Raw genomic sequence first — 13451 nt, 5'->3', positions numbered from 1 at the left:
TGAAAACTTATACCCGGTGCTTGCCCTGCGATTCGTAGTTTTTTGCTTCGTAGTTGCCAGCGCCTACTTTGTATAGCCGAGTGCGGCGATAAACAGTGCTATCCAGCCGCCGATCAGCAGGGTGCCGCCCAGCGGGGTGATGGGACCCAAGATTCTGGGGCCACCGAAGGTCAGGCCATAAAGGCTACCGGAGAAAAACAGGATCCCGATAGCAAACAGGGCGCCACTTACAATCAGCGAGGTTTTTGCGCCGATCTGATGAATCAATACCGCCACGGCAATCAGGGCCAGGGCGTGAGTCATCTGATAGTGCACACCGGTTTTATAGGCTTCCAGAAGGTTCTCTGCGACTTTGTCGCGCAAGCCATGGGCGCCAAAAGCACCGAGAACAACTCCGGTGCCGCCAAAAAATGCGGCGAGCAGTAAATACAATTTAGCCATCGTTATTCCTTTCTAACTGGCTTACGAAGATCAGCAGTCAAAATCTAAGGTGAGGTACCGGGTATTTGTTTTCGGAAGCGTCGGCGACAGGGACGTCGCCGACGCAGCGTACAGGGATGTATTCACAGCGGTTCCGAAAACAAATACCCGGTGCCTCACCGCCACCAAACCGGCTTCAAAGCAAATACCACGGAACCAAGAGCCAGATACGAAAAAACCGCGCCAGTAGCGCGGTTCTTGAATCCGGTCAGTGAGAAGGCTATCAGGCCTCCATCGCCACCCGGACCTTTTTCATGGCGTTTTTTTCAAGCTGGCGGATTCGCTCAGCAGAAACACCGTATTTGTCGGCCAGCTCGTGCAACGTCGCCTTGGACTCGCTCAACCAGCGCGCCTCGATAATATCGCGGCTGCGATCGTCCAGCTGCTCCATCGCGGCAGTCAGGTTGTTTACACTGGTTTCCTGCCAGTTATCGTTTTCCAGCATGGTCGCCGGATCGTAACGGCGGTCTTCCAGGTAATGGGCCGGCGCCTGCCACGCGGAATCTTCGTCGTCGTCCACGCCGGCATCGAAGGCCGCATCGTGGGCCGCCAGGCGACCTTCCATATCGTGTACATGCTGCACATCCACATTCAGCTCAGCGGCAACGCGCTTGGCTTCATCGTTAGTCAGCCACGCCAGCTTCTTCTTCTGGCCACGCAGATTGAAGAACAGCTTGCGCTGCGCCTTGGTGGTCGCGATCTTGACGATGCGCCAGTTGCGCAGGATGAACTCGTGAATCTCCGCCTTGATCCAGTGCACCGCAAAGGACACCAGACGCACACCCTTTTCCGGGTTGAAGCGCTTCACCGCCTTCATCAGACCCACGTTACCTTCCTGAATCAGGTCACCCTGATTCAGGCCGTAGCCGGAGTAGGATTTGGCGATATGCACCACAAAGCGCAGGTGAGACATCACCAGTTGGCGGGCCGCCTCGAGATTCTGGTGATAATAGAGATCTTCCGCGAGTTTCTTTTCTTCTTCGGCGGAGAGTACCTCGAAGCCGCTGACCGTCTGAATGTAGGCGTTCAGGTTCGCGCCCGGTGACAGTGTATGAATCGGCTGTAAGCTGGTTCCCATTCAGGATTCTCCTCGTAACTCTTGTTGCCCCGCTTGGCACTTGCTGCTTGGACTCTTTCCTACCAAGACCAGTAGTTTGCGGCGGCTTGCCTGTTCCGGCCCTGAACCGACTGCACCTTCTTGTGGATTGCGGTCAGTTTTTAAGCGGCACCGGGAGAGCAAAGTTGGCCACAGTGTAGCACCCGCAACGGGAAATGGAACCCCGTATGCAGAAGGCCGGTAAACCGCGCCAGCCCTTGATTTCCGGGTGATTAGAGCGGTTATCCACAGGGGAAGTTCCACGCTTTACGATTCTTGACTGACCGTGTGGTCAGAACAACTTCTGGCAGGCTTTCCGCATCCACCGACTCAACCGAGCGGGCCGGGCGGTCTAGTAGGGTAGATAAGCGCAGCGCATCCACCAATTGGACTCAACGGGGCTGAATCGCCGAAATATGCCGCGCCACCGCCAGCCAGGCGCCGGTCAGACCTAACAGAGCCGCGCCACCGGCCAGGCCCGCCAGGTAGGTGAAACCGGGTCCACCGAGGCGGAATCCACTGCCGTAGAGGTTCGCCAGCCCCCTCACCGGCCCCGCCAGCAACCAGACCCCGAGGCTCACCAGCAGCCAGGCAATCAGCCCACCGACAAGACCGTACACCAGCCCCGTGTACAGGAAGGGCCGGCGCACGAAGGCATCCGTCGCCCCCACCAGCTTCACCACCAGAATCTCGTCCCGGCGGTTCTCGATATGCAGACGGATACTGTTCACCACCACCAGCAGAACTCCCAGCGCCAGCAGAAATGCCAGCCCCAGACTCATGCGGCGACCCAATTCGGTCAGATTCGCCAGCCGCTGTACCCAGGCCATATCCAGCACCACCGAGTCGGTCAGCGCACTCGCGCGCAATCGCTCCGCCAGGAATTCGAGGGACGCGCTATCAGAACCCCGCGGCCGCACCAGCAACACCGCCGGCAGCGGATTGCTGTCCATGCCAATCAACGCATCACCGAGACCAGACGACTGTTGAAACTCCGCCAGCGCCTGCTCAGGGGAAATATACGTCACCTCGGCTACCAGCGGATCACCGCGCAGATTGTCGGCAAAAGACGTTACTGCACTCTCCTTGGCGCGCTTGTGCAGAAAAACCGAGATCTGCGGCTGTCCATCCCAGCCGGCCACCGCCTTCTGGAAGTTGGTAAGTCCCAACTGCAGTGCCGCCGGTAGCGCCAGCGCAATGGCAATCACCAGCGCCGTCATACCGCTGGACATGGGCGAGGCAAAAAAACGCACCCAGGACTCCCGCCACATCTCCCGGTGATGACCCAGCCAGCTGCCGAATCTGTCACCCATACCGGTGCGCGCGGTTACCGCGCCGGTAGAGCGGGCGCGTTCGGGGGCTTGCGGTTGGGTTCTTGCGGGTGAAGGTTTAATACGCTGGTTCACGGCTCGGGTATCCGTCGTAGATCAATTGGCCCTGCTGCAGGGTCAGCACCCGCTGGCGCATGCGCGCAATCAGCTCCAGATCGTGGCTCGCAATCAGCACCGTCGTGCCCACCGCATTGAACTGTCGGAACAGCCCCATGATCTCCTCCGACAGCTGCGGGTCCAGGTTACCGGTCGGCTCATCCGCCACCAGCAGCGCCGGCTTGTTCACCACCGCCCGCGCAATCCCCACGCGCTGCTGCTCACCGCCGGAGAGCACAATCGGATTCTGCTTCTCCTTGTGCAGCAGCCCCACCTTGTCCAACGCCGCCCGCACCCGCCGGCCCACCTCGCGCTTGCTACAACCAGACACGGAAAGGGGCAGCGCCACGTTGTCAAACACACTGCGATCAAACAGCAATTGGTGGTTCTGGAATACGATGCCGAGATTGCGGCGATAGTAGGGAATCTGACCGTTGCGCAGCCGGTTCAGGTTCTGGCCGCCAACAATGATGCTGCCGCGGGTAGGGCGCTCGATGGCGGTGAGAAGTTTCAGCAGGGTACTTTTGCCGGCACCTGAATGACCGGTGAGAAACACCATCTCCGCGCGATCGATCTCCAGGCTGACACGCCCCAGGGCATCCTGGCCGGATTCGTAGCGTTTATTGACGTTATCAAACTGGATCATGAGCGCATTTTTGTTGTTTTTTGATTAAGCAGTCGCACATAGCCACAGAATTCACAGAGCTATGCGCGCAGGCGCTGATATCGGGTAAAGCTTTCTGAGACCTTCAAAAACAGGATGTTTTTGCAGAGCCCCCATGGATGGGTTCACGGCGTGTCTCAGAAAGCTTTACCCGGTAGCAGCGCCGCCATCAAACTCTCCGAGAAAGAGCCACGAACCCTAAAAAATCACCCCTGAGCGCGATTAAACAGCGCCGCTACAAAGTCCTTGGCCACAAACGGCTGCAAGTCCTCTGCCTGCTCCCCGACGCCAATAAAGCGTACCGGAATCCCCAGCTTCTGCGCCAGCGCGAAAATCACCCCGCCCTTGGCCGTACCATCAAGCTTAGTCAGCACCAGACCGGAAACCCCCGCAGAATCCTTGAAGGTCTCCGCCTGGGACAGCGCGTTCTGCCCGGTCCCCGCATCCAGCACCAGCAACACCTCGTGGGGCGCCGAACCGTCCAGCTTGCCCATCACCCGGCGCACCTTCGACAACTCCTCCATCAGATTGGACTTGTTGTGCAGGCGACCCGCGGTATCCGCAATCACCACATCCACACCCCGGGACTGCGCAGACTGTATCGCATCAAAGATGACAGAGGCGCTATCGGCACCCGTATGCTGGGCCACCACCGGCACATTGTGGCGCTGACCCCATACCTGCAGCTGCTCCACCGCAGCTGCGCGGAAAGTATCACCGGCCGCCAGCATCACCGACTTGCCCTCATTCAGGAAGCGGTGCGCCAGCTTGCCGATCGTCGTCGTCTTGCCCACACCGTTCACACCCACCACCAGGATCACAAACGGCTTCTTTGCCTGATCGATGGCCAGCGGCGCCTCCACCTTGTCCAAGAGCCCCGCCAGTTCTTCCTGCAGCGCCTTGTACAGCGCCTCGCCATTGGACAGCTCACGGCGGGAAACTCGCTCGGTCAGGCGATCAATGATCTCGGTGGTGGCATCTACACCCACATCCGCCATCAGCAGCTGGGTCTCCAGTTCCTCCATCAGATCTTCATCGATCTCCTTGGCGCCCAGGAACAGATTGCCCATGCCCTCGGCAAACTGGCTGCTGGTGCGGGACAGGCCGCGGCGGATGCGGGCGAAAAAGCCCTCTTTTTTGGGTTTTTCCTGCTCTTTCGCGGGAACTGGAGCCACTGCGGCTGGCGCTTCCGGCGTGGCAGCAACCGGTGCCTCCGGCGCAGGAGTAACTTCCACCTCCGCCAGCGGATCAAATCCGGATTCCGGTGCTTCTTCTGCCGAGAGCGTCTCTGCTACCGCGTCATCACCCGTCTCCTGCCCCACTTCCTCGCGCGCCTCTTCAGCTCTCGCTTGTTCCGCGGGCTCGGCCTTCAGGTTCTCCGGAATCTCAAACTCATCCGCTTCATCGAGCAGCGGGTTCTGAACCTCTGTCGAGGAGGCAGCCTCCTCAGCGGGCTGGTCCTCGGGCTTCTTCTTGCGCAGAAAATCAAAAATCATCGGGTGTGGATTCTTCGAAGGAAAAGGGTGACTGGCAAATACCGGCTGGCAGCCGGCCCTGGAAAGGCGCTAATCTTAGCACCGCTGACTGTTTCGCACACAGTAGCCCGTCCCTATTTGCCGCTGTAACGATTTTTCCGGACCGCCAATGCCCAGAAACCGCCGCCCCCGACCTAACGACAGTGCTCGCCCGTCGGCAGCATCGCAGTTGCGTATCATCGGCGGCCGCTGGCGCGGGCGCAAAGTGACCTTTGCCCCCATTGAAGGACTGCGCCCCACCGGCGACCGCCTGCGCGAGACACTGTTCAACTGGCTGCAGTTTCACCTGCCAGGGGCCCGCTGCCTGGACCTGTTTGCGGGCTCCGGCGCGCTGGGCCTGGAGGCCCTGAGCCGCGGCGCCGCACGGCTCGATTTTGTGGAGCTGGACAGGGGGGCCGCGCAGATACTGCGACAGCAGCTCGATCTGCTGGAAGCGGAAGGTGCACAGGTGCACAACTGCCCCGCCCAAGTGTATCTGAGTCAGTCCAACACAGCATTTGACGTGGTCTTTGTCGACCCTCCCTTTGCCAACGACCTGTGGACATCCACTTTTTCAGGCCTGGTGGAGGCCGGCTGTATCGGCGAAGGCACACTGATCTACGTAGAGTCCCCCCGGGATACCCATGTTTCCGCACCGGCAAGCTGGCAACTGGAAAAGGAAAAGCAGGCAGGGCAGGTTTGTATGCGGCTATTTCGGGTGTGAATCCCGAGCATTCACCCGGGTTTGGCAGATTTTCCCCGGACTTTTTGAGGGTGGGGGCTAAATTGTTTAAGATGCGCGTCCCTTCTGGCCGGCAAGGCGAATTGGCTTATGAAAAAAGTGGTTTACCCAGGTACTTTTGACCCCATCACCAACGGTCATATGGACCTTGTGGAGCGGGCCTGCCGCCTGTTCGATCACGTGGTGGTCGCCGTTGCCGCCAGCACCCGCAAGAACCCTCTGTTTACCATGGAAGAACGGGTAGAGCTGGCCCAGCAGGAGCTGGCCCACCTCGATAATATCGAGGTGATCGGCTTCGATATCCTGCTCGCGGATCTGGTGCGCCAGCTGGACGCCCACGGCGTCGTGCGCGGCCTGCGCGCGGTATCCGACTTTGAGTACGAATTCCAGCTCGCCAATATGAACCGCCAGCTGGCACCACAGATGGAAAGCCTGTTCCTGACACCGGCGGAGCACCTTTCCTATATTTCTTCCTCTCTGGTGCGCGAAATCGCGTCCCTCGGCGGCGATGTCACCAAGTTCGTCCCCCCCGGCGTGCAGAAAGCCCTGCAGGAAAAATACAGCCGCTAAGGCCCGGCGCCACCATTCTGATACACTCGGGCGATTCCAGTCACTTTGGATCGCCCAGTGAAACGCTTCGTCTCTCTCGCCTGTTCCACCACCCTGTCCGGATTGCTGATCACCTCGGCCTGCCTGGCTGCGCCCGCAATGCAGGCGTCCACGGAAGTCCAGCCGGAAATCGCCACTGGACGCACGGAAATCAAATCCGCCACGGCGGACACCTATATGGCGGTCACCGCCAACCCCCATGCCTCCGACGCCGCGGCGCAGATACTCGCCAACGGCGGGTCCGCGGCGGATGCCGCCATTGCCGCGCAACTGGTACTCGGGCTGGTGGAACCCCAGTCCTCCGGGATCGGCGGCGGCGCCTTTATGCTGAGTTACCGCGCCGATGACAAGAAGCTGTTCTCCTACGACGGCCGAGAAACCGCACCCATGGCGGTGGATGAAAACTACTTTATCCGCGACGGCAAACCCCGCGGTTTTCTCGACGCCGTCATCGGCGGTTATTCGGTAGGGGTACCGGGCGTCATGCGCATGTTGGAGCTGGCCCATAAACGAGACGGTAAGCTACCGTGGAAACAGCTGTTCCAGCCGGCAATCGCGCTCGCGGAAAACGGCTTTGCTATCTCCCCACGCCTCTATCAACTGGCGGACCGGCTACCCCGGGTGGCTGCGCGTCCAGCGATCCGCCAATACCTGTTCGGCGAGGACGGCAAGCCGCTTCCGGTAGGCCATATCCTGAAAAACCCCGAGTACGCCGCCACCCTGAAATTGCTGGCCGCCAAGGGTTCCAAACCTTTTTACGAGGGAGAGCTTGCCGAAGCCATTGTCGATGCGGTGCGTAATGACCCCATCAACCCCGGAGTGATGACCCTGCAGGACATGGCCGACTATAAGGCCAGGGTGCGCAAGCCGGTGTGCAGCGAATTTTTCGAATATGCAGTGTGCGGCGCCGCGGCGCCGTCGTCCGGCGGCACCACCGTGGGAGCAATCCTCGGCATGATGCAGCATATTCCCATGGAGAAGCTGGACGTCGGCAGTGCGGAACTGACCCACCTGTTTGTGGAAGCCTCTGAGCTGGCCTTTGCCGATCGCAATACCTACTCTGCAGACAGCGACTTTGTGAAAGTGCCCACCGATGAACTGGTTGCACCACACTACCTGGCGCAACGGGCGAAGCTGATCAATCTGGAAAAAGCCATGCCCGCTAGTTCCGGCGCGCCAGGTGCGTTGGCCGGCAAACGCATTGAAGCCAAATCCCCGGAAATGCCCAACACCAGTCACCTGTCCATCGTTGACCGTTACGGCAATGCGGTGAGCATGACCACCAGTATTGAAACCGGATTCGGTTCGCGCCTACTGGTGAAAGGGTTTCTGCTGAATAATCAGCTCACCGACTTCTCCTTTGTTCCGCGCACTGCGGAAAAAGAACTGGTGGCGAATCGCGTACAGCCGGGTAAGCGCCCGCGCTCCTCCATGTCGCCCACCATCGTATTCAACAAAGACGGCAGCCTGCGCCTGATCGCCGGTTCCCCCGGCGGTTCGCGTATTATTGATTACACTGCCCGCACCATTCTCTATCACCTGGCGAAAGGTATGCCAATTGCTGAGGCCATCGACGCGGGCAATATTGGCGCGATCGGTTACCGGGTTGAAGTAGAGCCGGAAACCCTATCGGACACCGAGCTGACAAAGCTCGAGGCCATGGGGCACAAGGTTGTACGCAAGGAATTGAACAGCGGTATTCACGCTATCGCGCTGAAAGATGGAAAACTGCATGGCGGTGCAGACACACGCCGCGAAGGCAGCGCGGTCGGGCGCTAATCAATTGCGAAAAAGTTTGCAACACAACCGGTTTTAACAGAGGTAAATTCACATGGCCAATCCCTGGTTACTGTTACTGATCGCCGGAGTACTGGAAGTGGGCTGGGCCATCGGCCTCAAGTACACCCAGGGCTTCAGCAAACCGTTGCCCAGTGTGCTCACAATTATCGCCATGATCGCGAGTTTCTATTTCCTCGCACAGGCATTAAAGACGATTCCCGTTGGCACCGGCTACGCCGTATGGACCGGCATTGGTGCGGTAGGTACTGCGATTCTCGGCATTGCCCTGTTTGCGGAATCCACAGCCTTGCCGCGGCTACTGTGTATCGGCCTGATTGTAGCCGGTATTGCCGGCCTCAAATTCACTTCGTCGGTTTAATCGCACATCTAAGACCTGCCCGGCAACCACAGATAGTCCGTGGGATCATCCGGGCAGGGACCAAAGCCACACTCCAGCAGAGTGGAGAGGAAGGTCACCAGCAAAATGGCGAGAAAGCTGTATACGGCCAGCTTCCCCAGCCATCCCGGCGTGCGCGGTACATCCGCCGCTTCCTTCAACTTCATCTGATCAAGCAATAACAGCCCAGCGAGAAACAGCCCCAGAGCAAAAAAAGCCAGCAGCGCCCAGGTGTAGAAATGCAGCCCGAGAAATGGTGAACCAAAACCCGGATCGCCCGGCGCGATGTGCAGCAGTACCTGGCGCGCGGACGACACCATGCCAGCCAGTGCCGACAAAATCGCAATGCCGTAGTGCGCCGGACGACTGCCAAAACAGACGTTCAGCATCAGACCGAGCCCGGCCATGGCAAAGGCAACCCGCTGCAGCAGGCACAGTGGGCAGGGCAGTTCGTGCAGCACAATCTGCCAGGCAAAGGCGAACCAGAGCACCCCGCTAATTCCGAGCAGGGCGAGAGCGTTCAGACAGTCGGTCCAGCGGCGCAGACCAAGCAATTGGTGAATCACGGCGCAGGTCTCCGGTGGCGTTACAGGGAAATGTTCAGGCTCGACGTCATATGGTAGAAGCACCAGGCCATATAGATGACCGCGGTAATCCCCCACCAGACCATGGCGGTACAACGGTGCCCACGCCAGGCGAACCAGGCGGAGATGAGTGCCGTGAGTAAGGGCAACATCATAATCATGGAAATGCGTCCGATGAGAATATCGGACTCAAATTTAGGGTGGGTGCAAATGGATTCCCAATCAGCGCTGGCAGCGGGGGCAGAAGAAGGTGTTTCGTTGCCCGATGATCTGCTCACGAATGGTACCGGGGCAGCGAGGGCAGGGCTGGCCGGCACGGCCGTAGGCATTGAGTTGCTGGGCGAAGTAGCCGGGCTTGCCGTCGCCACCGACGAAGTCTTTTAGGGTGGTGCCACCCTGCTCGATGGCAGCAGCGAGGACAGTTTTGATGGCCTCCACTAACCGCGCGTAGCGGGGGCGAGTGATTTTGCCAGCGGGGGTCTGCGGGCGGATGCCGGCCATAAACAGGGCTTCCGACGCGTAGATGTTGCCGACACCGACGACGATACGACCATCCATGATGAAGGTCTTCACCGGGGCTTTGCGGTTGCGGGAGGCGCTAAACAGGTAATCTCTGTGAAACTCATCGCTGAGCGGCTCGGGGCCCAGATGGGCGATGAGCTCGTGGTCGGCGATATCTTCGGTTGTCCACAGCAGGGCGCCGAAGCGACGGGGGTCATGGAAGCGCAGGCGCTGACCGCTGTCGAGCAACCAGTCGATATGGTCGTGTTTTTCCGGCGACAGTTTACCGTCGACGATTCGCAGGCTGCCGGACATACCCAGGTGCCAGATGGCGAGGCCTTTATCGGTTTCCACCAACAGATATTTTGCGCGGCGGTCCAGCCGCTTGATCCGGGCACCCTGAATCTTCTCGGCAAAGTCCGCATCCACCGGCCAGCGCAGGCTGTGCTGGCGGATCTCACACAGTTTTACCGTTCGACCCTCAAGATGAGGGGCCAGGCCGCGTTTGGTGGTTTCTACTTCTGGTAACTCAGGCATTGTTTGGGTTCCGGGTAGCCACGTATTTGACTTGGTGGCGGCTCCGCTACCGGTAGCCCTTTGCCAGACACGGGCTAGGCGCCCCCCCTCAACCCATCCATGGGGGCTCTGCAAAAACATCCTGTTTTTGAAGGTCTGGCAAAGGGCTACCGGCATCGAAGCCTTCGCGTCTGGCTTTCGTCTGATCGACAGACACAAAAAAGCCCGGAAAACCGGGCTTTTTCGCGAACTAGCAAGGCAATCAATTACTTGATTTTGCCTTCCTTGTACATAACGTGCTTGCGAGCAACGGGATCGTATTTTTTGATCTCCATTTTCTCAGGCATGTTGCGCTTGTTCTTGTCAGTGGTGTAGAAGTGGCCGGTGCCGGCGCTGGAATTCAGGCGAATCTTGTCACGCATTGTTCTGTCTCCAATCTGCGGTTAAGCAGTAATTAAACTTTCTCGCCGCGCTTGCGCAGCTCTGCCAGTACGGTATCGATACCTTTCTTATCGATAATGCGCATACCTTTAGTAGAAACACGCAGTTTAACGAAGCGCTTCTCTGCTTCCACCCAGAAACGGTGGGACTGCAGGTTCGGCACGAAGCGACGCTTGGTGCGGTTTTTGGCGTGAGAAACGTTGTTTCCGGTTACCGGGCGCTTACCGGTTACCTGACATACCTTGGACATCTGATTAGCCTCTTAAAAACTCTCGTGCCCTCAGCTCGGCGGCGGGGCAAATGCAAAATTCGTTATCCAGCGGACCGCGGGATCTGTACAGAATCTGGCCCGGCCGCAAAGAGCGGCGTTTTATACCAGAACACCCTAGGTGGGGCAAGTTTTGACCAGCTTTTTTGCTGCCTGAGCAGCCACTTTGGGTCGGAGGCGTCAATCCCGCCACAATTCAGGGAATCGCACCCCGGCTACGTAGCGCCATCGCCCTGGAGGGAAGGCGGAGTGACAGGGGTGGGTTCACAGCGATTTCGAAAACCCACACCTGGCGCTTCGCCGCCACGGCGGTGACTACGAAGTCCCTTATATAGAGGGAGCTAAATCAGCCCCCGCTCCGCAAAAGAACACCCTCCACCCTCTCCGACAATCAGGTGATCCAGCACCCGAATATCCACAAGCGCCAGCGCATCCTTCAGCCGCCCGGTGATATGAATGTCCGCCTGACTGGGCTCACTCACCCCGGAAGGGTGGTTGTGGGCGAGGATCACTGCGGCAGCTCCCTTACTCAGGGCCGCCTGTACCACCTCGCGAGGATACACACTCGCGGCATTCAAGGTGCCCTCAAACAGCTCTTCATAGGCAATTACCCGGTGCTGACTATCCAGAAACAGACAGCAGAACACCTCCCGGGTCCGATGCCGCAATTGTGCGGATAAATAGTCACGCACCGCCTGTGGGCTGGTCAGCACATCCGAGCGCTTCAGATCCTCCGCCAGATGCCGCCGGCCCATCTCCAATACCGCCTGCAACTGCACAAACTTCGCATCCCCCAGCCCCTTACCCGCACAGAACGCCTTGCGCTCCGCCTCCAGTAAAGGCCGAAGCCCCCCGAAATCCGCGAGCAACTGCCGCGCCAGATCCACTGCCGAAATCCCCGGCAGCCCTGTGCGCAGAAAGATCGCCAGCAGCTCCGCATCCGACAGTGCCGCCGCGCCTTTGGCCAGCAACTTCTCCCGCGGCCGCTCCTCCGCTGGCCAATCCGTAATCGCCATATCCCCTCCCTGGGCAAAACCAATCGGTCACAGTAATCGCTCACATCCCCTGCGAGCCCGCAATGACTGCCGGTGGCCCATATTGCCCCCGGCGCTAAGATGGTAATCTTACGCGTTCCCAGCATTTCGGAAATACAGAATATGCCCACACTGGCCGACAAACGGATCCTGCTTGGCGTCTCTGGCGGCATTGCCGCCTACAAAAGCGCCGACCTGGTACGCAGGCTCCAGGATCAGGGCGCCGATGTGCATGTCGTCATGACAGCCGGTGCCCGGGAGTTCGTACGTCCGCTGACTTTCCAGGCTCTCTCCGGAAACCCGGTGCACACCGATCTGCTGGACCCGAGTGCTGAAGCGGCCATGGGGCATATCGAACTGGCAAAGTGGGCGGACGTAATTCTCATCGCCCCCGCCAGCGCCAGCGTGATGGCCAGGCTCGCCGGCGGCATGGCCGACGATCTGCTCACCACCCTGTGCCTGGCCACCGAAGCGCCGGTGCTACTGGCGCCGGCGATGAATCAGGCCATGTGGCGCAACAAGGCCACTCAGGCCAATGCACAGACACTGCGTAGCCGGGACATAACCCTGTTGGGACCGGACGCGGGCAGCCAGGCCTGTGGCGATGTAGGCCCTGGACGCATGCTGGAGCCACTGGCGATTGTCGATGGGCTGATTGATTTCCTAAGGCCAGCGCAAATACTCGCCGGCAAAAAGGTCGCCATCACCGCCGGCCCCACCCGCGAAGCCCTGGACCCGGTACGTTATTTGAGCAACCACAGTTCCGGCAAGATGGGTTTTGCCATCGCCGCTGCGGCGGCGCGTGCGGGTGCTGAGGTGACACTGATCGCCGGCCCGGTACGCCTGGAGACGCCGGCCGATGTAACACGGGTGGACGTGGTGAGCACCAGCGATATGCTCGCTGCCGCCGAACAGGCCGCGGATGATTGCGACCTGTTTATTGCCGCCGCTGCAGTGGTGGACTTCCGCCCCGCGGTCGTCGCGGACCAGAAAATCAAGAAAGAAGACGGTAACGACCGTGACGTGCTTAGCCTGGTGAAAAATCCGGACATTGTTGCCACCATTGCGGGCCGCAGAGACAGGCGCCCATTTGTGGTGGGGTTTGCTGCGGAAACCGAAAACGTCATTGAGCATGCGAAACTCAAACTCGCACGCAAAAATCTCGACATGATCGTAGCCAACGATGTCAGTGCCCCCGAAGGCGGCTTTAACAGCGACCACAACCAGGTCACCGTCATTGATCACAGCGGCGAACAGACATTACCGGCCGCATTGAAAACCGAACTGGCCGCTGAGCTGATCGCTCGCATCGCCAACAAGGCGTTTTCCGGCAATTAGGTTGCTGCAAACAAAAAATTCAAAGCTCACAACAGCACATAAGATTCAGAGCCCACATTAA

General features: G+C 59.2%; 16 protein-coding genes. 5 read left to right on the top strand and 11 right to left on the bottom strand.

The features are described from left to right. Nucleotides 1-63: 63 nt before the first annotated feature. From AU11_RS14225 to ftsY, 5 genes are all read right to left on the bottom strand, one after another. Nucleotides 64-441 (bottom strand): DUF423 domain-containing protein, encoded by a 378-nt coding sequence (locus tag AU11_RS14225; RefSeq protein WP_043319952.1) that lies wholly within the window; start codon nt 439-441, stop codon nt 64-66. Between the two features lie 262 nt (nt 442-703). Further along, nucleotides 704-1558, bottom strand: a complete 855-nt coding sequence (rpoH, locus tag AU11_RS14220) for an RNA polymerase sigma factor RpoH (RefSeq protein WP_043319951.1) — start codon at nt 1556-1558, stop codon at nt 704-706. Nucleotides 1559-1968: 410 nt separating this feature from the next. After that, on the bottom strand, nt 1969-2982 hold the full coding sequence (ftsX, locus tag AU11_RS14215) for a permease-like cell division protein FtsX (RefSeq protein WP_051687265.1): 1014 nt from the start codon (nt 2980-2982) through the stop codon (nt 1969-1971). After that, nucleotides 2966-3649 (bottom strand): cell division ATP-binding protein FtsE, encoded by a 684-nt coding sequence (gene ftsE, locus AU11_RS14210; protein ID WP_043319950.1) that lies wholly within the window; start codon nt 3647-3649, stop codon nt 2966-2968. Before ftsE ends, ftsX begins: the two co-directional genes overlap by 17 nt. A gap of 224 nt (nt 3650-3873) precedes the next feature. After that, complete coding sequence (ftsY, locus tag AU11_RS14205; protein ID WP_043319949.1) at nt 3874-5163, bottom strand: signal recognition particle-docking protein FtsY; 1290 nt, start codon at nt 5161-5163, stop codon at nt 3874-3876. Between the two features lie 148 nt (nt 5164-5311). Here ftsY and rsmD point away from each other — a divergent pair, with 148 nt between their 5' ends. From rsmD to sugE, 4 genes are all read left to right on the top strand, one after another. After that, entirely contained in the window at nt 5312-5905 is a 594-nt protein-coding gene (gene rsmD / locus AU11_RS14200; RefSeq protein ID WP_043319948.1) for a 16S rRNA (guanine(966)-N(2))-methyltransferase RsmD, read from the top strand. Nucleotides 5906-6013: 108 nt separating this feature from the next. Beyond that, nucleotides 6014-6493 (top strand): pantetheine-phosphate adenylyltransferase, encoded by a 480-nt coding sequence (gene coaD, locus AU11_RS14195; RefSeq protein WP_043319947.1) that lies wholly within the window; start codon nt 6014-6016, stop codon nt 6491-6493. A 57-nt stretch (nt 6494-6550) separates the two neighbouring features. After that, the gene (ggt, locus tag AU11_RS14190; protein ID WP_231491946.1) at nt 6551-8311 is read left to right on the top strand and encodes a gamma-glutamyltransferase; all 1761 of its coding nucleotides are present in this window, start codon (nt 6551-6553) and stop codon (nt 8309-8311) included. Between the two features lie 52 nt (nt 8312-8363). Next, nucleotides 8364-8690 carry a quaternary ammonium compound efflux SMR transporter SugE gene (gene sugE, locus AU11_RS14185; protein ID WP_043319945.1) on the top strand — a complete coding sequence of 109 codons (327 nt, stop codon included), beginning with the start codon at nt 8364-8366 and terminating at the stop codon, nt 8688-8690. A gap of 8 nt (nt 8691-8698) precedes the next feature. Here the strand turns inward: sugE and AU11_RS14180 are convergent, their stop codons facing one another. The 6 genes from AU11_RS14180 to radC form a co-directional block, all read right to left on the bottom strand. Continuing rightward, nucleotides 8699-9274: a disulfide bond formation protein B gene (locus AU11_RS14180; RefSeq protein WP_231491938.1), complete on the bottom strand. Its 576-nt coding sequence runs from the start codon at nt 9272-9274 to the stop codon at nt 8699-8701. A gap of 20 nt (nt 9275-9294) precedes the next feature. Beyond that, nucleotides 9295-9453 carry a DUF5993 family protein gene (locus AU11_RS18490; RefSeq protein WP_043319944.1) on the bottom strand — a complete coding sequence of 53 codons (159 nt, stop codon included), beginning with the start codon at nt 9451-9453 and terminating at the stop codon, nt 9295-9297. A 61-nt stretch (nt 9454-9514) separates the two neighbouring features. Next, on the bottom strand, nt 9515-10330 hold the full coding sequence (gene mutM / locus AU11_RS14170; protein WP_043319943.1) for a bifunctional DNA-formamidopyrimidine glycosylase/DNA-(apurinic or apyrimidinic site) lyase: 816 nt from the start codon (nt 10328-10330) through the stop codon (nt 9515-9517). Between the two features lie 245 nt (nt 10331-10575). Beyond that, nucleotides 10576-10731: a 50S ribosomal protein L33 gene (gene rpmG, locus AU11_RS14165; protein ID WP_043319942.1), complete on the bottom strand. Its 156-nt coding sequence runs from the start codon at nt 10729-10731 to the stop codon at nt 10576-10578. A gap of 32 nt (nt 10732-10763) precedes the next feature. Then, nucleotides 10764-11000, bottom strand: coding sequence for a 50S ribosomal protein L28 (rpmB, locus tag AU11_RS14160; RefSeq protein ID WP_010132080.1), 237 nt, complete (start codon nt 10998-11000; stop codon nt 10764-10766). Nucleotides 11001-11359: 359 nt separating this feature from the next. Next, complete coding sequence (gene radC / locus AU11_RS14155; protein WP_043319941.1) at nt 11360-12034, bottom strand: DNA repair protein RadC; 675 nt, start codon at nt 12032-12034, stop codon at nt 11360-11362. A 141-nt stretch (nt 12035-12175) separates the two neighbouring features. On the opposite strand from radC, the gene coaBC reads away from it, so the two are divergent. Then, a complete protein-coding gene (gene coaBC / locus AU11_RS14150; RefSeq protein ID WP_043320561.1) occupies nt 12176-13390 on the top strand; it encodes a bifunctional phosphopantothenoylcysteine decarboxylase/phosphopantothenate--cysteine ligase CoaBC in 1215 nt (404 codons plus the stop codon). The last annotated feature ends 61 nt before the right edge of the window (nt 13391-13451 follow it).

It is taken from the genome of Microbulbifer sp. HZ11 (assembly GCF_000708675.1).
Classification (GTDB): domain Bacteria; phylum Pseudomonadota; class Gammaproteobacteria; order Pseudomonadales; family Cellvibrionaceae; genus Microbulbifer.
The sequence above is the reverse complement of the archived record's forward strand: the minus strand, read 5'-3'. Positions and strand labels throughout refer to the sequence as shown.

Excerpts from the sequence above, each read along its gene's own strand:
- AU11_RS14225 (WP_043319952.1), bottom strand. The coding sequence starts at position 441 with ATGGCTAAATTGTATTTACTGCTCGCCGCATTTTTTGGCGGCACCGGA.
- rpoH (WP_043319951.1), bottom strand. The coding sequence starts at position 1,558 with ATGGGAACCAGCTTACAGCCGATTCATACACTGTCACCGGGCGCGAAC.
- ftsE (WP_043319950.1), bottom strand. The coding sequence starts at position 3,649 with ATGATCCAGTTTGATAACGTCAATAAACGCTACGAATCCGGCCAGGAT.
- ftsY (WP_043319949.1), bottom strand. The coding sequence starts at position 5,163 with ATGATTTTTGATTTTCTGCGCAAGAAGAAGCCCGAGGACCAGCCCGCT.
- rsmD (WP_043319948.1), top strand. The coding sequence starts at position 5,312 with ATGCCCAGAAACCGCCGCCCCCGACCTAACGACAGTGCTCGCCCGTCG.
- coaD (WP_043319947.1), top strand. The coding sequence starts at position 6,014 with ATGAAAAAAGTGGTTTACCCAGGTACTTTTGACCCCATCACCAACGGT.
- sugE (WP_043319945.1), top strand. The coding sequence starts at position 8,364 with ATGGCCAATCCCTGGTTACTGTTACTGATCGCCGGAGTACTGGAAGTG.
- AU11_RS18490 (WP_043319944.1), bottom strand. The coding sequence starts at position 9,453 with ATGATTATGATGTTGCCCTTACTCACGGCACTCATCTCCGCCTGGTTC.
- mutM (WP_043319943.1), bottom strand. The coding sequence starts at position 10,330 with ATGCCTGAGTTACCAGAAGTAGAAACCACCAAACGCGGCCTGGCCCCT.
- rpmG (WP_043319942.1), bottom strand. The coding sequence starts at position 10,731 with ATGCGTGACAAGATTCGCCTGAATTCCAGCGCCGGCACCGGCCACTTC.
- rpmB (WP_010132080.1), bottom strand. The coding sequence starts at position 11,000 with ATGTCCAAGGTATGTCAGGTAACCGGTAAGCGCCCGGTAACCGGAAAC.
- radC (WP_043319941.1), bottom strand. The coding sequence starts at position 12,034 with ATGGCGATTACGGATTGGCCAGCGGAGGAGCGGCCGCGGGAGAAGTTG.
- coaBC (WP_043320561.1), top strand. The coding sequence starts at position 12,176 with ATGCCCACACTGGCCGACAAACGGATCCTGCTTGGCGTCTCTGGCGGC.